The sequence below is a fragment of the Marinobacter sp. L-13 genome, from assembly GCF_056857715.1.
On record NZ_JBSXNQ010000059.1, the window covers coordinates 124,768 to 149,138 of the forward strand.

The window sequence follows — 24,371 nt, forward strand, 5'->3', positions numbered from 1 at the left end:
CATCCTTCTGGCTGGTTATCAGGCCGGGCTACCGGCCGGAGTCGCTACCTGTGCCGGCGCAGCGGCATTCTGTCCCTGTGGTTGAGCGGCGGTCTTACTGCCGGAACCATCGCTGAGGAGGTTCAGGACCTTGATGCCCGCCATCTCAAAGCTGTCGACGATCTCATTGGTCTTGGTCTGCAGCAGTGAGTGGATCAGCAGCATGGGAATTGCAGACATAAGGCCGAAGGCGGTGGTGTTCATGGCAACCGAGATACTCTGGGACAGAAGGCTCGCCTTCTGGGCCGGATCCGCTGCAGCTACCGCCGTAAACGCTGCAATCAACCCGATAATCGTACCCAGCAGGCCAAGCAGCGTGGCAATGTTGGCCAGCGTTGCCAGATACTGGGTGCGCTTTTCCAAACGCGGCATCACATCCAGCAACCCCTCTTCCATCGCGTATTCGATCTCTTCACGACCCTGGCGGCGGGCCAGGCGCTGAAGGCCGAAGCCGATCATGGTCGACATGGCACTGCCGGATTCCTGGGTGTAGTTCAGGGCGCCCTTCAGGTCACGCTTGGCGATCATCTGATGCAGGCGGTTGAAGTCCCGACGGTTGGTCAGTTTCTGGGCGGAAAGGTAAACGTAACGTTCAATGGCAACAATGAGTCCGACAATCAGCACAACTGCAATCGGAAACATAAAAAAGCCACCTTCCTGGAAGAAGCGAACGGCGGTATCGATCATTTTCTGGGCACTCCATGGTCCGGTTTTCAGATCAGTCTAAGCGCGTCACTCCCCTGCAAGGGTAAGTTCGCGAAAGTCTGTGTGAGGGTTTGTTTAATCTTGCGCAGGAACACACTCATGGCGTGACAGGCATCACACTCTACTGCCCTGTGCTGGCCTGGGTCTGTTTGATAAACGCTTCGTGGTACTTGATAAAACGCTGGAACTCATAGCGTTCCAATGGCCGGAGACCCTGATCAACCATCAGGCGTTCTTCTGGCGCACGCAACTCGTCCACTTCCGGTGGCTGCCAGGGCACCAGATACATCACCGTAGGCACTTCCTGATCGCCACGGATTCGCGTGCCCTCAATGGTAACCACACCCGGGGCGTCCTGGGCGAAGACCATCGGCGCCGTGGGCACCAGCGCGGAAACTGCCAGAGCGATTAGCGCGAGACGTTTCATATCACATAGTCCACATCAGATTCTGTTTTTGGCATCGAAGATCCAGTCTTCCAGTCTGGGGTGCGGCTCACTGGCCGCGGACTGATAACGCTCATAAAGGTCAACCGCCTCGGCAGGTTTACCCAGGTAGATGTCAAGCAGGAAGGCCAGATTAAGGATAGCAGGCGCGTAATTCGGATCAGCAGACAGTGCCGCGCGATAATACCGTTCTGCTTCGTCGAATTCTCCTGCGTTCCGGGCAATTACTCCCAGATGATTCAGCGCCTGCACATTTTCAGGATTCACCGCCAGCGTGCGTTCAAACCAACTTTTCGCGGTCTCGGTATCCTCTTCGTGGAAAGCAATAATGCCAAGGTTGGCCATGGGGCCGGCTTTTCCGGGGTAGTCGCTCGCCAGTTGCTCGAATCGGGTTTTGGCCTCGGCGAGATTTCCCTCCTCCATGGCACTCACGGCCTTGGCGAATGACGCTTCCAGTGCAGTCTGCTCAACTTCTGCCTCAGACTCCGGCGGCGCCGGCGCCGTCACACACCCCGAAAGCGAAAACATCACGAAAAGACAGAGTCCGCAGGCCTTAATCGAGCCCATAGACAACCCCCTGGGTAACTTCTTCTTTCCGATAACGTCCGGGCAACAGGGCTTTCAAGGCCTCGTAACTGCGCTTGACCCATTCATCGAAAATGCCCTCCCGGGCCCGCCGGATATTCTGCTCGTGGATATCGATGGCGTTGTCCTCAAACGGGTAGGCCTGCTCTTCCAGGAGAAGCTCGTACTGAGCCAGTTCAAGCTCGCTCAATCCGGTGGGCCGCTCCGAGTCCATGAGATCGGCACCGAGGCGTGCATAGATGTGGGCGATCTGGTAACCAGCCTCGGTTGCAAATGATGAAAGGCCATAGCTGGCCGTCTTCTTGTAGGCGTTGACCGCTCGTTCAAGCGCATCGGTCTTCGCTGTCATGCTTTGATTGAGTGGCAGAGTCAGCCTGATGCCGTCATACCGGGCAAGGGCGTCGCGGGCGAGGATTGCAGAGGCTGACGCCGCAAGGTACCGCATGCGATCGTCCGCGGCGTCCGGGTCCCGGTCCACCGTTTCCATCTGCTTTCGCAACCAGTAATCCCTGCTTTCGGCATCCCCGTCTTCCTGATAGAGCTCAGCCAGCCGATTGGCCGCTTCCATGTAGACGTCCGTCGGCTCGGGGTGGCTGTTAGCGTAATTTCGCCAGGTATCAATCGCCTTCTCCTGGTTGCCGGCCTGATCGTACAGTTCTGCTGCAATCAACAGGTTTTCCCTTCGCTCTTCCGGCGTCTTGGCGAGGGAGACCATTTGCTGGAGTTCGTCGGCGGCTCGCTCCCACTGCTCCGTTTCACGGTAGGCCAACGCCAGTTTTGCAGGGACTGTGTCAATCAGCTCGTGATTGGGGAAAGACCGCCTGAAACTGGTCAGCACACCGATGGCCTGCTCCCAGAGATTGGCAGTGATAAGAAGCGAGGCAGCATCGTATTCGGCGTTTGCCCGCAGAGCGGATTCTGGAACGGCCGTGCCGACTCGCAGGAATTCGCTCACCGCAGCCTCCACATTTCCGGCATCAGCTAACTGCTCCGCCTGTCGATAGACCGCGGCTGCCAGATTTTCACGAACGCCGCTTCTGCGTTCATCGTCTTCGGCCATTGTTGCCAGGGCGTCACGATAAGCCTGTTCCGCCTCGGCGTATCGGGCCAGTTCGGAGAGGCTGTGCCCGGATAACAGCAAAGCTTCCGTCGTCAATTCATCCGGGGGCGTGGGTTGCCAGGTAACAAGTCGGGCCGCCATATTGACGGTCTCTTCCCAGTTGTTCAGGTCAAATTCACGCTGCAGCGCAATGTAATACACCGCCGGCGCCCGGGCGTCGCCGGGAAACGCATTTGCGAACCGCAGCCGGTTCAGTTGTTGCAGCTCCTGATAGGCCATCCGCTCCGATACCGGTTCACTCTCCCAGGTTTGCGAGTACTCCCGGAATGCCAGCACCGATGCATACCCGGCTTCAGCTGCCCGATCGGCTACTGTGTCTTCCGGATAGTCATAGGCCACGCGTTCGAAAGCTGCGATTGCTGCCGGCCAGTCTTCCAGCTCCAGGTAAGTCTCACCCAGAAGGAACAGCCGCTCCGGTGTACGGGGGTGGTCCGGGAAGGTAGCCGCAAATTCGGCGTAATAACTGGCGGCTTTGCGGTAATGATCGTCCGCCTGCTGATCATCCTCCGCCTCCCCTGCCAGCAGGTACTGGCGGTCCGCCAGTTCCGGCAACAGTTGTTCCAGTTGTTGCTCGATAAAGCCAATTGCATCGGGGCCAGCTGACTGCCAGTAATCGCTGTAGATTCCGTAAAGGCTGACAAAGCCGGCCTTTCGTTCAGGGATCGTACGGGTGAAACCGGCCAGCTCAAGGGTATCAATGATCCGGATGTGGTAGCGCGGCGCCCAGGGACTCTCCGGATGGTCTTCTATGTAGGCTTCGAAGACATCGATGGCATCACTGTATTGCTCTCTCTCGAGCAAGAGCTCGCTGTAGCGGTCGTAGACCAGGATTTCGTAGGGGCGACCACCCGTTTGGCGGAAAAGCGCCTGGAGGGTTTCCGCTCCGTCAAGGTACGACAGGGACAGCCCTACCACCCTGAACAGATCTTCGATCAGTGTCTGGCTTCGCTGATCCACGTCCGCCACCGGCCTGCCCTCGGGCATGACAAGATCAAGCACTTCAACGTAACTGAAGAGCGCTTCCTGGTATTGCGCCTGCTTGAACAGACTCCAGCCCTTCATGTAATGCGCGTTCACCAGGAACGAGGGATCGGCCATGCGTTCCTGGCTCGCGAGGGTAACCTCGTCGAAAGCCTGTTCCGCTTCCCCGTATCGACCATCGATAAACAACAGATCGCCGCGGCGGAATTGAGCCTCAACCCAGTATTCTGAATCCGGGTAGCGGCGAACCAGAGTATTCAGGGCTTCAAGCTGCTGCGGCGTCGCGCCTCGAAGCTCCCAGGCTCTGGCAAGCTGATAATAGATCTGGTCATTGCCCTCACGCTCTGGATATTCCGACAGAAGACGCTGGTAGGCATCGATGGCGCCGGACAGTTCATCGACAGCCGAATCCGCCATTTTCCGCTCCGCACGCTGGAATTCCAGATCGGCCAACCGATGCCTGATGGTAACCTGCTTGCGGGGATCCTCTACGAGTGGCAAAAGCGCCTTGTAACTGTCCATTACCGTTTCAATGGAAACATCTTCTGCGGGGTCGCTGACCGCCGCTGCATCTGCACTTTCCTGCCGCGTTTCGATTGCCGGAAGCGCAGCCAGTGTGCCCTCACGGACTCGCGGCATTTCTTCGCCACCGGCAGGCATCATCGACTGCAACATCTGGCAGCCACTCGCCATGACAAGGGCCCCAACCATGAGGAGGCCTTTAACAGTCCTGCCGGCCATCCGATTATTCATCACCGGCACCTGCATTTTGCGATGCGCGGAACAACTGGTCCGCCAGCCTCGCCTGGGCGTGGCGAGAGGCCAGCAGGTATCCATTAAGCTCCTGTTGCTGGGCAGCCAGCATCCGATCAACCTGCGCCAGGAGTGTTTGCCGGGCACTGCCTAATGCCTCGGACACCTCTGTTCCAAGAGTCGCGAGTTCCCGTTCGCTGGCAGCGATCCGCCGAGCCAGTTCCGCATGGCGGGCATCATCGGCCATCAGGCTTTCAACCCGTTGCCGCTGGGCCTGAAAGCTTTGCATCTCGCGATCCAGTTGCATGAGCTGTTTTTGCGCCGCCCAGCGATTGATTCCATAGTCATCCGCAATCCACCAATCGAAGTAGGCACGCATCCGCCGATACGTCGCACGCTGCCTGGCGGTCGTCGCGTCGTCAGGCAAATCCGCCAGAGTTTTCTCAACCTCAGCGAGCTTGTCTCTAAGCGCTTTTTGTTGCGAGGTCATGAAGAATCCCGCATCTTCGTCTGCCAGCGCCGAGGAAACTCTGTCCGTGAAGTCCTCGTGCAACTGCTGCCACTGGTCTGCCTGTTGGGTTTCGAGTGCCCGACGGGTCTCGGCAATACGAATCTGCCGTTGCTGCTCACGGGTCTCCAGCATGATCCGGAACGATTCAAACCTGGACTGCCGCTCGGCGATGAAGGTCTGCATTCGGTAGAGTTCGTTCAATTCGGCAAGCGCCTGCTGGAACGTTTCCGAAGCCAGCACTTCCGCCATACCAGAATCGAGGGGCTGCACGCGCAGCCGGCCATAGGAATCTGTAAGAATCCCATCGCTGTCACGGCTGAACTCAAGCTGGGCCATCAGACTTTCTTCATTCAGCCGATCCCGGATATTGTCGAGCTCCCTGATACGGGCCTCGTAATGGTCGGCTGCCTTTTTAAACGCAGGCAATGCACGCTGTGGAGCGTTCATCTGCTCAAGAACATAGGCGCGGGCAAAGGGAACCTGCTGGCGCCAGGGCAAAAACAGTTCACGGTTCGCGAGAGTATCAAGGGCGTCGAGAGCCCTCTCCGGCCTGCCCTGGCCCGCCGCGGCAACGGCGTAGTCAAAGAGAGCCTGATCGGCGAACACGCCGGTCAGTGGCATGGCTCCCAGGACCTCCAGAGCTGCCTCAAACTGGTTATCACGCAGGTACAGGCCCGCAAGCGAGAGGCGAGCGCGGCCCAGCAGGCCCTCCCGTTCGGCATCTGGCTCGACGGAGTCAATGGACTGGTCGAGGATGGCGATGAGCTTTTTCAGTTCCTCTTCGGCGGCAGCTACGTCTGCCGCATCGAGAGCGGAGACCGCGGAATTGTACCGGAGGTAAAGGGACCAGATGTCCGTTTCGTCCAGCTGCTCCCGAAGCGAAGCCAGTTCGGGTTCATCATCAGGGCGGGCAGACATCATGACCAGCCGGGAGCGCAGATAAATCCATTCGCGGAAAAGATCGTGGTCGGCCTCGGCCAGTATCTCGCCATCCACACGATTGAGGTTCTCACGTGCGAGCGCCTGATTCCCCTCGAGGTAAAACACCTTACCGAGATAGAACCAGGCCTGGTTGCGAACATCAGGCGACAGATTGCTGCCGGCGCCATCGGCCCCGAGTAGCTGCGTAAACAACCTGCTCGCCTCTCGGGTCATCCCCCAGGACAGCATGAGCCCGCCCTCGACGAGAGCCGGATGATCTCCGTGTCCCTTGATGCCGCCCCGTTCGCGTGCCACGGCCAGCTGGGTCAAAGCCTCGAAGGCGTTACCCTGATGGTATTCGTACAGCGCCCAACCATAACGAAGGTCCTTCGCCCGCTCGGGTTGCGCCTCATCGGCATGGATCGGGGTCATCATCAGCCACAGTAGGGCACCCGCGTAAATGAACGGGCGTCGACCTGAGGACTGGCTTGCTTTCAATCCCACGACGCGCCTTACTCCCACTCCACAATGGATACGGAGGGTTGGTAGTTGGAGGAGCGATCTTCAACGCGGATTTCCAGAGCGGCCGTTCCAGTGCCCTTCTCAAACTCCAGGGAGGCCGCCTGCTTGTAAGGCCGCTTATCCGGGCCGATTCCCTCAACAAACGCCGTCATCTCATGGACGCCGGTTTTCAGGTTGCCGACGTATAGCCGCTGCATGCCGCCGCGTTCAAGGGCAGTCACCTGTCGCTCCGTATACAGGTGGGAAGCAACAATCTCGTCGTCGACTTTCAGTTTGACCGCATCCAGCTTCAGAAACTTCCCGGCATCAACGCTGAGAAACACGGCAACCTGGGTATTGGCTGGAAAAAGCAGATCTTCCTCAAGGATAAACAGGTCACGATTCAGGCGTATCACTTTCTTCTTGAGCGCCTCCACCTGCTCGGCGACGGCTGTATCATCTTTCTCCGCCCCGGGATTGGTCTGGGCAAATGCGGGGGCTGTCAGGGCGAGGGTCAATGCCGCTAAAAGCACCGGAAATCGGGAGTTCAAGCAAGTGGCCATGGTCGTTCTTCCTGCATGCTCAGTATTCAAGAATCAACGACGCCCGGGTTACGTAGGCATCGAAGGAATATAGGGGTTCTTCGCCGGGGAGAAAGTCACCTGCTGCGGTGACATCCCGGAAGTTGTCATATTCAAAATTCAGCCAGTCCACCAGTAAGCTGAACTGCAGGCGATCGATGCCGGGAAGCGACGTCTGCTTCCATTCGTAGACCGCGCCCACCGCCAGGGTTGTCCCGGATAGGGAGCTGAGTTCCTTGTCACGGGCCAGGTGTGTCTGGGAGTTCTCGAACGGGAAAAGATCGCTGTAAAAGTCCGCTTCGCTCTGGCTGTAGTAACGAATGGAACCTTCAAGGGTCCAGTGCTGGTTCAATCCGTGCACGTATCCCAGTTCGACCGTGTGGGCGTTGATGCCCCAGGTATCGGAAAAATAACGGTATTCACCGCGAATTGAGGCGCGATATGGCAGATAATAAAGCGCTCGCATGGCCACGGAGGTACTTGTTCGGGTTTCCGGATAACGCTCCGGTTGGTACAGGAACGCTGTGGAATCGTTCGGGTCGATGTAGCGGTTCTGTCGGTAAGGGTTCTGCAGGAAGCCCTCATCCGTAACCACCTCAAGATCCAGGCCTACCAGGCTGTTGCGGGTGACGACCTGACTCAGTCCGAGCTGATAGTTCCGACGATCAGCTTCCTCGCTGAAGGAATCGTTGCCAACCCGGCCCACTTCATCCCAGCCGCTGGCATAGCCCATGGTTACTGTGGACATGCCCCCGAAAAACTCCTGGCTGAGCGAGAAGTAAACGGTGTTGGCTTCGTAATCGTTTTCGGAACTGTTGGTGAAACCCAGACTCAAAATGGACTTATCGTGCAGGTAATCGACACCAAAGGTGTACTCGTTGCGTTCTTCCTCGTAGGGGCTCGCCGTGGCCAGAACGTCCACAGAGGCAGCCGAAACGGAGTCAACATAGTACTGGCCGGAAAACGAAACCGACGAGCCAATACCCTTGCGCACCAAAACTGAGGGGCCATCGATGACCATGCCACCACCGTCATAGCGGTGGTAGAGAACATCCACGTTATCCACTGGCAAGGTCGCCGCAATCGCCTGTTGCCCGGCCAACATCAGCACGAACAGAGCGCAGACGGAGCGCACTAACCTTTTGCCGTCAGTTACAGCCACAGCCACCCCCAGAACCGCCTTCTGCTCCCCGCGCAGACTCCCGGACCTGATAGACGTGATGCATGTAGGAATCCGCCTTGCCATGGCGGCTGAGACTCATGACCGGATCCGCCAGATTATCCCGTTCATAGGGTTTTACCCACGGCTTGATTGAGCTGCATCCAGAGATCGTGAAGGTCGCGACCAAAAGAGCAGAGGCAGTGAAGATCGACAAATTACGCATAAACGTTCCGTCCGAAAATTATTCGCGCACCAGCTCGCGAATCTGCTGTTCGTACTCGTCTTCGTAACCCGGCTGATAGCCGTAGTGGAGATACCGGGCATTACCATCGCGATCGATCATCACGGTCGTTGGCATAGCCTGGACTTCATAAAGCTCGCTCACCGAACTCTCCGGATCGTAGAGGATCGGGTAATTCACGGGTACCTTGTCCAGGAAGCGATGGGCCTCTTCCCGATTCTCATCCACATTGACCGCCAGAATCGTGAAGCCGAGATCCTTGTATTGGCTGTAAAGCTCATCCATCAGCGGCATTTCCTGGCGGCAGGGACCACACCATGATGCCCAGAAGTTCAGCATCACCACTTCACCACGATGGTCCTCCAGCCTCAGGTTTTCGCCGGAACGGCTTTCCAGGGTGAAATCCGGAGCTGGCACATTGATGGCCTCGGCGCCCGCCATGGGGCTAAGACAGGCCAGGACGCCCGCCACCGCCAGTGATTTTATGGATGCTTTCATAACCATTGCTCCTGTAATCAGAAAAAGACCGACAGGCCAGTGCTGACCTCTGTGTTCATGGAGGTTTTCTCGGCCCCAAGAACATCTATTCGGTAGTAGTGCTGCCTTACGCCAATCTGAACTGCAACGCTGTCCGTCAACAGAACCTGGTAGCCCGCGCCGGCATTCAGGGTAAACCGGGTGTCACCCGCAAAATCGGTAGCGCCGGCACCCGCAATCAGATAAAAATTGGTGTTGAACGCGTAGTTCTCGGTGAGGAAGGCCTCGCCCGGAAGCACGTTGTAACCCAGGTTGATGTTGTAATAGCTGTAATCCCGCTCGCTGTCGGTAAGCACCTCCACGTTACCGGCCAGCTTCTCGAAACTGGTTTCTCCACCCTCCGCGAAGCCGACTCCGGCCTCGAAAAAGAAGGACTCGCTGAGGTGGTAGGTGAGCTTGCCGCCATAAAGCAGCGACGACTCGAAGTCCTCGATATTGAGCACGCCCACAAAAGCGCCAATTTCAAAGTTCTCGGTGTCAATCAGCGCCTCGGTGACCGGCACCGGGGTAACATCCGGCTCGATCAGCGGCCGATCATCCTGGGCCTGGGTTGCTGTGGCTATGCATAGCCCTGCCCCGAGACACAGCGTTTTCAGAAAAAGATGCTTAGTCCGATTTTCCATTCTGTCGCTTCTTCGTTGGTGGACCGGGTAGTGAACACTTTGTAGTCCTTCACTTCGGCACGGATGAAATATCGATCGGTGATGTAGGCGCGGATGCCAAGCCCTGCATGGCCAATGCTGTTATCCCGTTCTTCGGGCTGAGCCAGAGTGGCCTTGGGATCAACCCAGATGTGCCCGACCCCCAGGGTAAAAAAGGGTGATACCCGCCAGTCAGGAAATGGCTGATGCACCAGATTCGCATTAACCATCCTAATTTCCGAGGCGCTGCCCAGAATCTGAGAAGCCCAAAGCTCGGCGGACAGGTTTCTGGTCATCCAGAAGCCGCCGTAGCCTGCCGTGACAGCGGCACCGTCAAACTCCCCCATCATCAATCCGGCTTCCACCCGCCGGCTTTCAAAAGCCTCAAAATCCGGCACCTGAAGATCCACACGATTACCCGTGGCATCCACCGTCTGCGCAATATCCGCAACCGCTATCCAACCCTCCCGGCCACGGGTATCCGTCACTTTGATCCAACTTGTCTTGCGCTGGAGAATGGTCAGCCATTCCCCCTTTTCGCTGGTATGAAAAACCGGATAGCCCGTTGCCGGTCCGGTTCGCCAGGACACATAGGGCTCCGCCACCTGCACTTTCAATGCATCGTCTTCAGCCTGCCCCCACAGCCAGCCGGCCCAGCTCTGGGCCGGCAACAACAAAAGAAACATAAGAATGGCGATGGGCATGGTGCGAATTTCAGTCCTTGGATCAGTCTTCCGGAGCGTCGAACGGATTGTTGAAATACTGGCCGCCAATATCCAACCACTCTGCAATCAGTCGCAGTTCGGCGGGCGAGAGGAAATCCCTGTGTGAACCGTCGTCGGCGAATACGTCGAAGAAACGACTGGCACGAGCACCGTTGACGGACATTGAAGCCTGCACCGGCACAGTTACCAGGATGGGTTGTTCATCTCCGTTGGCGTCCAGAATGGGATTGCCTTCTTCGTCCCTCAAAACCTCCCCGGAGTCCACGAGCACATCGATCAGAGCGCCGTTCACCAGTTCCTGCTCACTGTCCGGGAAAAGCAGTTCTCTGTAGGCGTTGAAGTGTAGCGGTTCATCGGGTGACGGGCCATCGCCCAGATCCAGTTGTCCAGCCGGCACTTGCTGAGCGTCCGCCGCATCGGTGTCCGTATGGCAACTGGTACAGGTGTAGTCATCCACGACCGCCATGGTGTCCGGGTCCAATACCTCCCGATTGACGCTCCACAGCGGATGAATATGCTGCTCGTAGTTGATCACAATCCGGCAATTCGGCGCCCAGTCGGTTGCACAAACGCCGGATATCGGCGGCGGTGTCTGCAGATCGGCATAGGCGTAGGCAAAGCTGTCAGGCTTGGGATCCACGGCATCTCCGGACCATTCATCGGCATAGACCACATCCGGCGTCGGCCGGCGAATCTCGTTGATGCGGGCAAACACCTGAGCCATGGTTTCACCCATGTCGGCAAACAGAGCCGGGTCGGTATTCGGGAACGGAAGGCTGGTGGTTGCGGCCCCACCCCACACGGACGCTGGACCGGCATCCGGTCTGCCATGGGGTGTCGGACTGTTCGGGTTGTGGCACCCTGAACATTCAAGGGTCTCGCCGGGGCGCACCGTGAGCCAGTTCTGGTGCCGGTTGCCCATAGCGCCACCAACACGCTGGCCTTTCTCATCGAGAATACTGATGGCAAATGCAACATTGGCGGGCACCGCCACCTTCACTGACCCATCGGGCTCTATCGGCACGTAGCCCAGTATCTCCCGCATCAGCTGAGCCCGGCTGCGGCCAAAGGCGCTGTTGTCGAAATCCCGGACGTTCTCATCGGGGATGGCCACGGGCTTTTCCAGTCGAAGGAATCTTGCCGGGCGATCTTCCGGCGGCGTTTGCAGCGGATCAGCCATTGCAGCAATACCAGTCGGCGTGGTGTCCACTCCATCGATATCATAGACGCTTCGAATGTGCAGGACGCCGTAGCCGGCATCGCCGAGGGCCCCCTCATCACCCGTGAACTGGGATTCCGGGATGAACCCTTCCAGAGGCCGCTCCTTCATCAGGACCGCCTCATCAAACTGAACGCCCTCTACCGGCGGGACCACCGGCCGCTGGGTTTCGCTGTTGATATCCAGAAGCCACAAACCGTAGACGGGCTCTGCGGGTTGATAGTCTTCGGATTGCAGGCGATCTTCCGTGCAGTTCACAATCCGGTCGGTCGCTGTTTCACGCAACCGGCAAGGTGTCCAACTGACCAGGTAGCGGTTGGTACCATCAAGCAGCGGTGAAACCGATGCATAACTGCCTTTCAGCGACAGTTGGCCATCCAGGCCCACGCCGGGCACAAGCGAGCGCTGGCCCGAACCTTCGGTGCCATCGAGACGAAGATTGGCCTCAACAAATTGGTCAACATCGACTTCCGCCAACACAGACGCGTAATCATCTGTTTCAAACGGCCTTAGCTGCACCAGCAGATTGCCGCTGTCTGATTTGCGTGGCTGCAGGTACTGTATGTCGTTCGCTTCTGGAACCGAATCGTGGGAGTGACGACCGAAAAGATAATTCAGGCCAGTGCCGTCAGGGTTGACGCGGTAGAGGTTTACACCGTTGTTCCGGGTTTGGCCGGCATTATCCCAGCGGCTGAACACAATGGTGCCATCATCCGCCACCATGGGGTCGAGGTCGTGGCTCTGATTGAAGGTGATCTGTTCAATGTTCTGACCATCGTCGTCCATCACATGCAGAACAAACCCGGGGCTATCACCCTCCTCGTCCAGACCGGAATACTGGGGTTTGCCTTCATCAAGCAGCACCGCCTTGGAAATCCGCTGACGGGTTGACGAGAAAACGATTCTGCCATCAGGCAGATAGGCTGGCGCAACGTCCTGCCCGGCCCGGGCGGTAACGTCCGATTCGATGATCCGGCGCAGGATGTCGGTACTAACGTCGTATTCCCAGATATTCCAGGTTGGCTGATCCTCGTCGTCTGCGTCCTCGATTTCCGGCGCACGCATGGCAAACAGCAGTCTGGAGCCGTCGTGGGAAACGTGGAGATCTTTCACGTCGTAACGCAACTGACCATTGTCATCAAGGAATTGCGGCCCCGCGAATGCTCTGGAGGCAATATCCTGCGTCTCGGCGTCCGCAGTGGCACTGGCCTTCAGAAACAGACGCGCTCCGGGGCGGAAAGCGCTCGGGTCGGCCAGGTTGTCCTCGACCAGGGCCCCGGTGTTTTCGTCAAAAAGTAGAGCCCGTTCGACATAAGCCACAGGGTTCTCGACGACAACCGGATCCGCCTGCTGACTGTCGCTGCTCGAAAGACAGCCAGACAGAGCTGCAAGCGAGCCGAGTGCGACAGCCAGGCGAGTACCGCGGGAGATGTTTAGAGTGGGCGACTTAATTTCCAACGTGAGAAACCCTGTTTCGGATGACATTCCATGACATAAATTAAGTCGGTTCCGCTGGCAGGCTCCAAGGGTTTTACGTAACGCAATGTAATAACGTGGCCTACGACTCAAAACGAAGGATATAGCAAGCCGTAAACTTTTAACAATTGTCAAAAAGCATTAATGTGCACATGCTAACGATCACCGAGGGAAAGGACATGACCGCCCGGAACAGGATCAGAAGCCTGCTTTGCAAGGCTTGCAGTACCGCAGTTCTCGTCGCATTGGTGTCTGGACAGGCCAGCCTTGTTCAGGCTGGCCCCAGGGAGCAGGCCAAAAGAATTCACGATCGGGTCGCCGGCGTGCCACCCTCTGAAGTCGTCCTTGACGATATGGCGAGCGACATAGAGTCCGGCAGAGCTATTGATGCCGCCTTCACGGCCATGCAAGACAGCGCTTTCTACGACGTCACCCTGAAGAATTTTGCAGCCCCCTGGACCAACGAGGCGATGTCAAAGTTCGTGCCCCTTAATGATTACATTGCCACGGTGATTGGCCTGGTGCGGGACGGGGAAGACTTCCGAAAAGTTCTGTATGACGATGTTCTTTACATCGGGAATGCATCCCTGAACCTGCCAAACTACTCTACCAGCAACAACAACCACTACGAATCCCTCGAGAACAGTGGAGCCAGCCTTAAGGACAACCTGGAGCGGGTAAACCAGTCGACCTACACGGGCCTTCCTCCCTCGGCCACCGCCGGCGTCATTACATCAAGAGCTTCCGCCCGGGCTTTCTTCAGTGCCGGCACCAACCGGGCGATGTTCCGCTTCACACTGATCAATCACATGTGCAACGACCTGGAGCAGGTTGCGGACGTTACCTTGCCCACGGACCGCATTCGCCAGGATGTTTCCCGCAGCCCGGGTGGTGACAGCCGGGTATTCCTGAACAACTGCGTTGGCTGCCACACCGGCATGGACCCCATGACCCAGGCGTTTGCCTACTACGACTACGAGTATGACGCCAACACCGACCCCGATGGAGAACTGGGCAGACTGGTCTACAACGCCATTGGCGAAACAGATCCAGAAACCGGCTCCAGGGTTCAGGCCAAGTACCACATCAACTCTGCAACCTTCGAGCAGGGCTATGTGACACCTGACGACAGCTGGGATAACTACTGGCGCCAGGGCGCCAATCGCCGACTGGGATGGGATCCCTCACTCCCGGGTTCCGGCAGCGGTGCCAAGAGCCTGGGTATGGAATTCGCGAATTCCGAGGCCTTCGCAGAGTGCCAGGTCAAGAAGGTGTTCGAGAATGTCTGCCTGCGACCTCCCTCCGACAGCGCAGACCGTTCGCAGGTAAGCAGTATGGTTGCCAGCTTCGCAAGTCAGGGTTACGACCTGAAGCAGGTATTTGCAGAATCCGCCGTGTACTGCATGGGGGAGTGAGGACGCTATGAAAACATTTAAAGGAATTTCCATGAGCTCCCTCAAGTCGGTCCTTGCTGTCACTGGCCTGGCGCTTCTGCTTTCAGCCTGTGGTGGCGAATCCACGGAACAACTGCCGAATACCTCCCAGAATTCCGGCACGGTTACCTACAATGGGCCTGCCCCCTCGACGGATGATGTAGCCAACTTCAAGCGCACCGTGTGGGACAACCTGGTCACCCAGGATAAATGCGGCGCGTGCCACGGCTCCAATGGCCAGGCACCCACGTTCGTCAATGAGCAGGACGTTAACCTTGCTTACGCACAGGCGAATTCTATTGTTAACCTGTCTGATCCATCCCAGTCCACAATGGTGACAAAGGTAGCAGGTGGCCATAATTGCTGGCTCCAGAGCACGTCAGCCTGTGTGGACATTCTCACCACCTATATTTCCAACTGGGCAGGCGGGTCAGAAGGCTCTGCCAAAACCGTGGAACTTCGCGCTCCTGCGCTCAAAGAACCGGGTGCCACGGTTGCCCTTCCGACTGACACTGGCCTGTTTTCCACCACGGTATACCCCGAACTCAGACAGTATTGCAGCGACTGCCATGCTGATGGTGGCCAGACCCCTTACATTGCCAGCGCCGATGTCACCACTGCCTACGATCAGGCGAAAAGCCGTATTGATCCTATGAATCCGGGCGCATCCCGACTGGTCGAACGTCTGCGCTACGACTTCCACAACTGCTGGGACGACGACTGCGAAGCCTCAGCCGATTTGATGGAACTGAAGATTCTTGAAATGGTCCAGGATCTGAGCGCCCAACCCGTGGACCCGGCAATCGTTGCCAGCAAGGCACTCAACCTGCAGGCAGACGGCCTGCTCGCAAACTCCGGCGGCCGGTTTGAAGACAACGTGATTGCCCTGTACGAATTCAAGTTTGGTGAAGGCCAGACTGCCTTTGATACCAGCGGCGTCTCGCCTGCACTGGATCTGACCCTGAGCGGAAACGTTGACTGGGTTGGCGGCTGGGGTATTGACCTTGGTCCGGCAGGCGAAAACGAGCAGGGTTTCATGATCCCGGCGGGCAAGGCCCAGGGCAGTACCACCGCAAGCCGGAAGCTGCACACCCTGCTGACCGCCTCCGGCGAGTACAGCATCGAGGCCTGGGTCGCCCCCGGCAACATCACCCAGGAAGATGCCCGCATCGTGACCTACTCGGGCTCATCCACCACTCGCAACGTTACGCTCAGCCAGTCGCTCCAGCGTTACGAAGTGCTGCATCGCAGCACCACCAGCGATGAGAATACGCCTTTCGCGACCCGGGACGCCGACATGCTCCTGCAGGCAACCCTGCAGCACGTGGTGGTGAACTACACCCCGGCAACCGGGCGCCAGATCTTTGTAAATGGTGTCCCAACCGGGGATGTCGACCCGGACGACGGCGGACTGCTGACTGAATGGGACGACAGCTTTGCCCTGGTGCTGGGCAACGAGACCGATGGTAACTCGCCCTGGCAGGGCGCGATCCGCATGGTCGCCATCCACAATCGTGCGCTGACACCGGAGCAGGTCCAGGCCAACTTCGAAGTGGGCGTTGGCCAGAAGTTCTATCTCCTGTTCGGTGTCTCTCACCTGATCGACGTGCCCGAGAGCTTCATCGTGTTCGAAGTCAGCCAGTTCGATAGCTATGCCTACCGATTCACCAGTCCCTTCTTCATCAGCCTTGATGACTCGGCCGAACCATCGAACATCCCGCTGCGCGGCATGCGACTGGGCATCAACGGCAAGGAGGCAACTGTTGGACAGGCCTGGGCCAACCTGGACGTTGTCCTGGACAGCGGCAGTTATGAGCCCGGCGCCGGGCAACCGCTCTCCTCTCTGGGCACCATCATTGCGCTGGAAAACGGGCCAGGGAACGACGAGTTTTTCCTGACCTTCGACCAGCTGGGCGGTAACAACTTTGCCCGCTCCGAGCCGTCGCTGCCGCCTCAACCGGCGCCATCAGACCAGGAGCCGTCATCGGAGATCGGCTTGAAAACTTTTGACGAGATCAACGAGTCCATGTCTCGGATGACCGGTGTACCGACCACGCATTCGAAGGTTTCCGAGAAATTCAACACTGTTCGGCAGCAACTCCCGACAGTGGAAACAATCGAGGGCTTCCTTTCGTCTCATCAGATGGCGATTACCCAGCTGGCAATTCAGTATTGCGACGCTCTGGTTTCCAGCGACAACCTTCGGCAGGAGATTTTCGGCAATTTCAATTTTGCGGCACCGGCAAACACCGCATTTGAAGGTGGCGGAGAGGATCTCATAGTGGGAGCGCTCCTCAGTAGGTTTGTCGGAAACGATCTGGCATCTCAGCCTACAAATGAGACAGTCGCTAATGAGCTCAGCAATCTAATCAATGGCTTGACCAGCTGTGGTGCAAGCTGCGGCCCTGACCGAACCGAAACGGTCGTCAAGGCAAGCTGCGCAGCTGTGCTTGGCAGTGCCACCACCTTGGTTCAGTAAAGGAAGTCGATCATGTTTATACGCAAATCACGAAAGAAGCCTCTGGCCAATGGCAGTCCACTACTCCATGACGACCACGGCAAGCCCAGGACACGTCGCGAGTTTATCGCGCAGGGTCTTATGGCAGGCTCGGCTACTGTTTTCGGTGCATCTCTTTTCAGCCTGTTCGGTAACCCGCGGATGGCGTCCGCCGCGCTTTCTCCAGACCTACAAACCTTGAAAGAAAGCTGTGGTATAGCGCTGCAGGGCGCAGGCAAGATTCCATTTATCTGCTTTGATCTAGCGGGCGGAGCCAATATTGCCGGCTCCAATGTACTGATGGGTAAATCCGGTGGGCAAATGGACTTCCTGAGCACCGCAGGCTACAACAAACTTGGTCTTCCCGGTGACATGTTGCCCAACGATCCGGCGTTCGTGAACACGGAGCTGGGCCTCGCATTCCATTCAGACAGCGGCTTCCTACGCGGGATTCTTCAAAGTACTAGTCCCGGCACCCGGGCGGCAACAGACGGAGCCATTATTGCAGCTCGCTCGGAAAACGACACCGGCAATAACCCACACAACCCGATGTACGGCATCCATCACGCGGGTGCCGACGGCTCCCTGCTCTCTCTCATAGGGTCCCAGAGTTCGGAATCCGGCGGTAACTCGCTGGCACCGATGAACCTGATCAATCCGGAGGTTCGCCCCACCAAGATTGACCGGCCCTCAGACGTTACCGGCCTGGTAGATGTGGGCGACCTGATCGGCATTCTGGATCAATCAGACGCGGTCGCCGTGATGGAATCCATTCAGCGCATCAGCGACGCCAAGATGAACCAGGTCAACACCGGCATCTCTACAGACGACGTCGTCAAAGATCTGGTTCGCTGCGGCTACATCAAGAGTGCAGACCTGGCAGACCGCTTCGGCGATCCGGCAGAACTGGATCCAGAGCTGGACCTCGAAATCGTGGGCCCTACCGGCATCTTCACCCGCGATGAGTTCAATAATAACCGTGAGTTCCGCAAAACTGCGTCTGTCATGAAGCTGGTGCTGAACGGCTACGCTGGCGCCGGCACGATCACCATGGGCGGCTACGACTACCATACGGGTGAGCGCGGAACCGGCGAACGTCGTGATGAACAGGCCGGTCGGTGTATGGGCGCCTGCCTGGAATACGCAGCCCGGGTAGGAATGCCATTGATGCTCTATGTGTTCAGTGACGGCTCGGTGTCGAGCAACGGCCGAATCGACGATTCCATGGACGGTCGTGGCAAGGGCGAATGGACCGGCGACAACCAGCAGACGGCCGCCTCATTCTTCCTGGTTTACAACCCGGCGGGCCGCCCCACTCCGATTCGCAGGCAGATCGGCTTCATGCGCTCTGATGCGTCGGTGGAAACTGCCTCCAGTCCTGCGGCCAACAACGTCAACCAGTTGGTTCAGACCGTGCTGCTCAACTACATGGCATTGCACGGGGAGCAGGGTGACTTCGGCACCCGTTTCAACGGCCACGGGCTGGGCAATGGGACATCTCAGGACAGCCTGATTGCGTTCTCGAATGTCGTGAACGGCACTATCGGAAATTGACAGAAACTGCTCGTTCCGCCCCTAGTCTGATTGGGGCGGAACGAGGCCTTCTGAAACATGCATCATGCGCTGATCATCGATAACCACAACATCGATACCCTTCAAACGCTCAATCATCTCCAGTCCCTTTTTGGGCCCGAGCACGAAAACCGCCGTGGAGAGGCCGTCGGTTGTTAACGCATCCTCGCCGATAATGGTCACGCTTTGGACACCCTGGACCGATTTGCCGGTCTCAGGCGACAGGATGTGATGAACCCTTTCTCCCGCCTCATCCACGAAGAACCGCTCGTAGTCGCCGGAGGTGGACACTGCCACATCCTCGAGCGGCAAAACCACCGCGTTGCGCCCTTCTGAACGGGGGTCCCGAATGCCCACGTACCAGGGCCGGCCCCGCTTGTCCCCTAACAGTCGCATGTCGCCGCCAGCACTCAGCCGGGCATGGCGAATGCCAAAACTGACCAGACGCTCGATTCCCAGATCCACTGCATACCCTTTGGCGATGCCACCGAGGTCTACCAGAATCCCTGCCTGCCGGTATTCGACCGTCTGATCATCCTCATCAAGAATCACATCCCGAAAATTCACCCGCGGCAAGCCGGATCGAAGCTCCTCGTCCGTGGGCTTTTTGCCGGCCCTGAAGTCATACAGGTAACCCACTGAGCCAAAGGTGATGTCGAAGGCGCCCTGGCTGAGTAGAGAAACCTCCCGTGCTTTTTCAATCACCTCGAACAACCCGTCACTGACTTCTACTGGCCCGTCGGGTGCATTGAGGTTGAGCCTGGAGACCTCCGACTCTTCCCGATAGCGACTCATCTGTTCATCAACCTGATGAAAAACCGCCAGCACCTCTTTGCCAACCCGGTTCGCCAGCTCTTTATCCTCCGCCCAGAACTCCAGTTCGATAGGCGTGGTCATTGCAGTATCCGAAAACCGATACCACTCGGCGCTGGCCGACATCGGGACGATGACAAGCCCCATTGCCGCCAAAAGAAACGAGAGAGTCGATCCAAGTCCGAATTTCCTGCGCTTTATAGTTACCAAGACCCACAAAACTCCATTGGCTGCAGCGAAGCCCACACCGGGCAATTCCGGAAAGTATATCCATTTCTTCGGCTGCAGCCGAACCGATTCATGGGAACAACATAGGCCAGACAAGATGCAGATCACTAACCTACAATTTGTTACCCAAAATTCCACTTTTGTCCCATTGTTGGCCTCATAATCAGCAGAGACACTAGCGTTGCTTAACAAATAATCAAAACAATGATTGGCAGCCCTTTTCCCCATTGGCGCTGCAATTCCGGAGGCCAACCTGAATGAACGTCAGAAAAGTACTCTTTTCTGCTTGTCTGCTGTTGCTGGCGAGCACTACTGTGTATGCCGAAACCCTTAAAATCGGCCTGAACTACCCGCAGACCGGTCGTTACAAGGATCAGGGTCTGCAACAACGTCTGGGCGCCTTTCTGGCGCTTGATGAAATCAATAAAGCCGGTGGCGTGATGGGGCGTCAGCTGGAGCTGGTGATCAGAAATACCCGCGGTGACCCTGCCCAGGGCGCAAAGAACACCGCAGAACTCATCGACCGTGAAGGCGTCCAGATGGTGTTCGGCGGTGTGTCCAGCGCCGTTGCCATTGCCTCAGGCAAAGCTGCTCGCGATCGCAACCGGATCTACTTCGGCACGCTGACCTACTCGAACGCCACCACCGGCGCCGAAGGGCATTCATACATGTTCCGTGAGCCCTACAACGCCTGGATGACTGCAAAGGCGCTCAGTCAGTATCTGACCACCAATCATGCGGAAGACGATTACTTCTACATTACCGCCGACTACACCTGGGGCTGGTCTGTGGAGGAGTCTGTTCGCAAGTTCTCGGGAACCGAAGACACTGACCGCCATCAGGGCGTGAAAACCCCTTTCCCCCGGGCACTGATTACCGATTTCAGGGAGGCGCTGGAGCAGGCAGAGGCCAGTAACGCCAAGGTTCTGATGATGGTCCTGTTCGGCGACGACATGGTGAGAGCACTGAATGTTGCCTACGAAATGGGCCTTACCAAGAAAATGCAGATTGTTGTGCCCAACCTGACCCTGGGCATGGCTCGGCAGGTAGGTCCCACCATTATGGAGGGCGTTATCGGCGGCTCGCCCTGGGTATGGAACGTACCCTACGAGCTGAACTATCCGAGAGGAAAGGAGTTTGTAGAAGCCTTCTCAAACCGATATGAAATGCGACCATCCACCGCTGCGGCCTCGGCCTACAGCATTATTTATCAATACAAGGATGCGGTGGAACGTGCCGGTACCACCAATACCGCCAGCCTGATCCGGGCCCTGGAGGGACACAGGTACACTTTCCTAAAAGACGAACAGTACTGGCGCGAATTCGATCACCAGAATGTCCAGACGGTGTATGTGGTTAAGGTAAAACCGCGCAACACAATCATTGCTGACGAATACAGTTCCGATTATTTCAGCATCATCGATTCAATGCCGGGTGACCAGGCGGCGCAGACCCGGGAAGAATGGGAAGAGCGGCGCCGGGAGGCTGGAAAACCGCTCAGGCTCTAAACAGTCCCTTAGGGAACTGGAGAAAAATGTCTGGAAAAACATGACTCCGCCTGCCGCAACTTGAGGATCGCGTTGCGGCAGGCATTGTGATTCCGAAAAGCGACTTGCCTTAGCGCGCCTCTTCCCAGGTTTTCAGCAGCTCATCATAGGCAACGGTTTTGCCCTGCGGCTTCTCGTTAGCCAGCTTCGGCTTGGGTGCACCGGGCTGGTCAAGCCAGTATTGCGGGTCGCGCGGCTCGTTCAGCTTCGGACCACAGGTCGGTTGAACATTGGCACGCTCAAGGCGCTCCATGACCCGATCCTGAGCCTGAGCGAGGCCGTCGAGGGCTTCCTGAGGAGTGGCTTCACCACTGGCCGCCTGGGCAATGTACTGCCACCAAAGCTGGGCGAGTTTCGGATAGTCTGGCACATTGGTACCGGTCGGTGACCACTGCACACGAGCCGGGCTCCTATAAAACTCCACCAAGCCGCCGAGCTTCGGCGCCATTTCAGTCATCGCCTCAGATTCAATGTCGGACTCGCGAATCGGCGTCAGGCCGGCAATCGTTTTCTCCAGAGAGACGGTCTTGGATACGGTGAACTGGGCGTACAGCCAAGCTGCAAGGCGACGTTTCTCAGGCGTGGAGTCCAGGAAAGTCCAGGAACCTACGTCCTGATAGCCCAGCTTCATACCTTCTTCCCAGTAGGGCCCACGGGGAGACGGTGCCATCCGCCATTTGGGGGTGCCATCCTCATTTACAACGGGCAGGCCGTCCTTGATCATGCTCGCGGTAAAGGCGGTATACCAGAAGATCTGCTGGGCAACGTTGCCCTGTGCGGGAACGGGACCGGCCTCTGAAAAGGTCATGCCCTGAGCTTCGGGGGGCGCGTACTCACGCAGCCAATCCACGTATTTCGTAGTGGCATAGACAGCCGCAGGCCCGTTCGTTGCACCACCACGGCTAACGCTGGAGCCGACCGGGTGACACTCTTCAACCCGAATCCCCCATTCGTCCACCGGCAAGCCGTTGGGCAGGCCCTTGTCGCCAGCACCCGCCATGGAGAACCAGGCATCAGTGAAACGCCAGCCCAGAGACGGATCTTTCTTGCCGTAATCCATGTGGCCGTATACTCGCTCACCATCAATTTCCTTCACGTGAACCGAGAAGAACTCGGCAATATCCTCGTAGGCAGACCAGTTAACCGGCACACCCAGGTCGTAGCCGTAAATTTCCTTGAATTGCTCTTGCAGATCTTCACGTTCAAACCAGTCGGCACGAAACCAATAAAGGTTCGCAAACTGTTGCGAAGGCAACTGATAGAGTTTGCCATCCGGCCCAGTCGTAAAGTCGAGCCCAATGAAATCATCAAGATCCAGGGTAGGCAGGGTAAGATCTTTACCGGAACCGTTCATGATGTCCTCAACGGCCACCACCTTTCCATAGCGAAAATGGGTACCAATCAGATCTGAATCATTCACGTAGCCATCATAGATATTTCTTCCAGACTGCATCTGGGTCTGGAGCTTCTCGATGACATCCCCTTCCTGAATCAGCGTGTGAGTCAGGTTGATCCCGGTGATCTCGGAGAATGCCTTGGCAAGGACATTGGACTCATATTCGTGAGTCGCTATGGTTTCGGAAACCACGTTGATATCCATGCCACGGAACTGCTCAGCGGCTTTGATGAACCACTCCATTTCCTTGAGCTGCTCTTCCCTGCTCAAGGTAGAGTTTTTGAACGCTTCATTGACCCACTTCTCAGCCGCTTCACTGTACTGATCGGCGCTGGCATGCAGGCTCAAACCCATGCAGGCGACACCAACGGCGGCGCTGAGCAACAGGGTCCTCGGATATTTGTTGTTGTTGAACATATCCAACCTCGTTCGACATTTAATGAATGGAACGAAACAGCCGTGTTTCGTGTCCGCAGTTATAGCGCTCTTTCTGGTCGCTATTCTTTTTTGCCGGAATCTATCGTGATCGATTCCGATCATTCAAACAAAATTAGTTCGTTTTCGAAATCATTACAAGAAGTCCTGAATCTTTTTTAGGACCAGGATTTTCGAAAAAACACCATACGAACATCCCTTGTCGATACTCACCCCCAACGCAGCAAAACCAGGAGCCAAACCACAGAGACAGCGAGCGCCACCCAAAGGGTGATATCGCTGACCGCCAGGAAGCTCAGATGTATATATGCTGCCGAAAGCAATCCAATAAACAACCGATCCCCGCGGGTGGTGGCTATCGGCAGAAACCCCTTCCTCTCGGTGCACGGGGAGACAATTTCGTAAACCGTCATTACCGCCAGAATTCCCGCAATCACGGCAAAGAAGATGGCGACGGTCGGAGTCCAGTTCATCCAGGCAATCATAAAACGTCTCCTTACACGCGTCCGAGGGCGAAGCCTTTGGCAACATGGTTACGAACGAACCAGATCACCAGCAGGCCGGGAATGATGGTTAGCGAACCGGCGGCAGCCAGAACACCCCAGTCGATACCGCTCGCCCCTATCGTTCGGGTCATGATCGCCCCGATCGGCTGGGCATCCACGGACGTTAGCGTCCGGGCCAGCAGCAGCTCCACCCAGGAGAACATGAAGGCAAAGAAAGCCGTCACCCCGATCCCGGAACGAATCATCGGCAGGAACACCTTCACGAAAAATTTCGGAAAGCTGTAGCCATCAATATAGGCCATCTCGTCATACTCACGGGGGACACCGGACATGAACCCTTCCAGAATCCAGACAGCCAGGGGCACGTTGAACAGGCAGTGAGCAAGCGCCACCGCAATATGGGTGTCGAACAGGCCGATAGATGAATAAAGCTGGAAGAAAGGCAGCAGGAAGACCGCCGGCGGCGCCATCCGGTTGCTCAACAGCCAGAAGAACAGGTGCTTGTCACCCAGGAACTTGTAACGGCTGAACGCATAGGCGGCAGGCAAGGCCACAAGCAACGTGATCACCACGTTGATGGACACGTAGATCATCGAATTGATGTAACCGTTGTACCAGCTGGGATCCGTAAAGATCACGGCATAGTTATCCAGGGTGAAATTCTGGGGCCAGAGGGTAAGCCCCCCGAGAATTTCCTGATTGGTCTTGAACGACATGTTCAACAACCAGTAGATCGGAGTCAGGAGCAGCAGAATAAACAGCGTAATCCCGACGTTTTTTGAACGTGTCTGTCTCATCACA

General features: G+C 57.0%; 20 protein-coding genes. 4 read left to right on the top strand and 16 right to left on the bottom strand.

What is annotated here, in order from left to right; genetic code table 11:
• Window positions 1–18 precede the first annotated feature (18 nt).
• The 12 genes from AC13DD_RS14110 to AC13DD_RS14165 all read right to left on the bottom strand — a co-directional run bounded on the left by AC13DD_RS14110 (window position 19) and on the right by AC13DD_RS14165 (window position 13,125).
• Complete coding sequence (locus tag AC13DD_RS14110) at window positions 19–726, bottom strand: MotA/TolQ/ExbB proton channel family protein (protein ID WP_014577476.1); 708 nt, start codon at window positions 724–726, stop codon at window positions 19–21.
• A 139-nt stretch (window positions 727–865) separates the two neighbouring features.
• On the bottom strand, window positions 866–1,171 hold the full coding sequence (locus AC13DD_RS14115; RefSeq protein WP_273070472.1) for a hypothetical protein: 306 nt from the start codon (window positions 1,169–1,171) through the stop codon (window positions 866–868).
• 15 nt (window positions 1,172–1,186) lie between these two features.
• Window positions 1,187–1,756: a tetratricopeptide repeat protein gene (locus AC13DD_RS14120; RefSeq protein ID WP_482931306.1), complete on the bottom strand. Its 570-nt coding sequence runs from the start codon at window positions 1,754–1,756 to the stop codon at window positions 1,187–1,189.
• Complete coding sequence (locus tag AC13DD_RS14125; RefSeq protein WP_482931307.1) at window positions 1,743–4,628, bottom strand: tetratricopeptide repeat protein; 2,886 nt, start codon at window positions 4,626–4,628, stop codon at window positions 1,743–1,745. The genes AC13DD_RS14120 and AC13DD_RS14125 overlap by 14 nt, the downstream gene beginning before the upstream one ends.
• On the bottom strand, window positions 4,621–6,495 hold the full coding sequence (locus AC13DD_RS14130) for a hypothetical protein (protein ID WP_482931308.1): 1,875 nt from the start codon (window positions 6,493–6,495) through the stop codon (window positions 4,621–4,623). The genes AC13DD_RS14125 and AC13DD_RS14130 overlap by 8 nt, the downstream gene beginning before the upstream one ends.
• A 77-nt stretch (window positions 6,496–6,572) precedes the next feature.
• Window positions 6,573–7,124 carry an AraC family transcriptional regulator gene (locus tag AC13DD_RS14135; protein WP_092029852.1) on the bottom strand — a complete coding sequence of 184 codons (552 nt, stop codon included), beginning with the start codon at window positions 7,122–7,124 and terminating at the stop codon, window positions 6,573–6,575.
• A 19-nt stretch (window positions 7,125–7,143) separates the two neighbouring features.
• Window positions 7,144–8,304 carry a DUF3570 domain-containing protein gene (locus tag AC13DD_RS14140; RefSeq protein ID WP_039882068.1) on the bottom strand — a complete coding sequence of 387 codons (1,161 nt, stop codon included), beginning with the start codon at window positions 8,302–8,304 and terminating at the stop codon, window positions 7,144–7,146.
• Window positions 8,291–8,527, bottom strand: a complete 237-nt coding sequence (locus tag AC13DD_RS14145) for a DUF4266 domain-containing protein (RefSeq protein WP_039882064.1) — start codon at window positions 8,525–8,527, stop codon at window positions 8,291–8,293. Before AC13DD_RS14145 ends, AC13DD_RS14140 begins: the two co-directional genes overlap by 14 nt.
• Before the next feature lie 18 nt (window positions 8,528–8,545).
• Window positions 8,546–9,049, bottom strand: a complete 504-nt coding sequence (locus AC13DD_RS14150; RefSeq protein ID WP_014577483.1) for a TlpA family protein disulfide reductase — start codon at window positions 9,047–9,049, stop codon at window positions 8,546–8,548.
• Between the two features lie 11 nt (window positions 9,050–9,060).
• A complete protein-coding gene (locus tag AC13DD_RS14155; protein WP_008174661.1) occupies window positions 9,061–9,705 on the bottom strand; it encodes an outer membrane beta-barrel domain-containing protein in 645 nt (214 codons plus the stop codon).
• Window positions 9,675–10,427, bottom strand: a complete 753-nt coding sequence (locus AC13DD_RS14160; RefSeq protein WP_014577485.1) for an SH3 domain-containing protein — start codon at window positions 10,425–10,427, stop codon at window positions 9,675–9,677. The genes AC13DD_RS14155 and AC13DD_RS14160 overlap by 31 nt, the downstream gene beginning before the upstream one ends.
• A 22-nt stretch (window positions 10,428–10,449) precedes the next feature.
• Window positions 10,450–13,125: an HzsA-related protein gene (locus AC13DD_RS14165; RefSeq protein ID WP_482931309.1), complete on the bottom strand. Its 2,676-nt coding sequence runs from the start codon at window positions 13,123–13,125 to the stop codon at window positions 10,450–10,452.
• Window positions 13,126–13,322: 197 nt separating this feature from the next.
• Between AC13DD_RS14165 and AC13DD_RS14170 the strand changes: the two genes are divergently transcribed.
• From AC13DD_RS14170 to AC13DD_RS14180, 3 genes are read left to right on the top strand one after another with little or no spacing between them, the layout of a single operon-like run.
• Window positions 13,323–14,558, top strand: a complete 1,236-nt coding sequence (locus AC13DD_RS14170; protein ID WP_039882063.1) for a hypothetical protein — start codon at window positions 13,323–13,325, stop codon at window positions 14,556–14,558.
• A 31-nt stretch (window positions 14,559–14,589) separates the two neighbouring features.
• Window positions 14,590–17,055, top strand: a complete 2,466-nt coding sequence (locus tag AC13DD_RS14175; protein ID WP_482931310.1) for a LamG domain-containing protein — start codon at window positions 14,590–14,592, stop codon at window positions 17,053–17,055.
• Between the two features lie 12 nt (window positions 17,056–17,067).
• Window positions 17,068–18,627, top strand: a complete 1,560-nt coding sequence (locus AC13DD_RS14180; protein WP_288365383.1) for a general secretion pathway protein GspF — start codon at window positions 17,068–17,070, stop codon at window positions 18,625–18,627.
• Window positions 18,628–18,648: 21 nt separating this feature from the next.
• Here the strand turns inward: AC13DD_RS14180 and AC13DD_RS14185 are convergent, their stop codons facing one another.
• Window positions 18,649–19,542: an FAD:protein FMN transferase gene (locus AC13DD_RS14185; RefSeq protein WP_008174651.1), complete on the bottom strand. Its 894-nt coding sequence runs from the start codon at window positions 19,540–19,542 to the stop codon at window positions 18,649–18,651.
• A gap of 401 nt (window positions 19,543–19,943) precedes the next feature.
• Here AC13DD_RS14185 and AC13DD_RS14190 point away from each other — a divergent pair, with 401 nt between their 5' ends.
• Complete coding sequence (locus AC13DD_RS14190) at window positions 19,944–21,194, top strand: substrate-binding protein (RefSeq protein WP_008174649.1); 1,251 nt, start codon at window positions 19,944–19,946, stop codon at window positions 21,192–21,194.
• Between the two features lie 109 nt (window positions 21,195–21,303).
• On the opposite strand, the gene AC13DD_RS14195 is transcribed toward AC13DD_RS14190, so the two are convergent.
• The 3 genes from AC13DD_RS14195 to AC13DD_RS14205 all read right to left on the bottom strand — a co-directional run bounded on the left by AC13DD_RS14195 (window position 21,304) and on the right by AC13DD_RS14205 (window position 24,367).
• Window positions 21,304–23,046, bottom strand: a complete 1,743-nt coding sequence (locus AC13DD_RS14195; protein WP_008174648.1) for an ABC transporter substrate-binding protein — start codon at window positions 23,044–23,046, stop codon at window positions 21,304–21,306.
• A 227-nt stretch (window positions 23,047–23,273) separates the two neighbouring features.
• On the bottom strand, window positions 23,274–23,549 hold the full coding sequence (locus AC13DD_RS14200) for a DUF2160 domain-containing protein (protein WP_008174646.1): 276 nt from the start codon (window positions 23,547–23,549) through the stop codon (window positions 23,274–23,276).
• Window positions 23,550–23,560: 11 nt separating this feature from the next.
• Complete coding sequence (locus tag AC13DD_RS14205) at window positions 23,561–24,367, bottom strand: carbohydrate ABC transporter permease (RefSeq protein ID WP_008174643.1); 807 nt, start codon at window positions 24,365–24,367, stop codon at window positions 23,561–23,563.
• Window positions 24,368–24,371 lie beyond the last annotated feature (4 nt).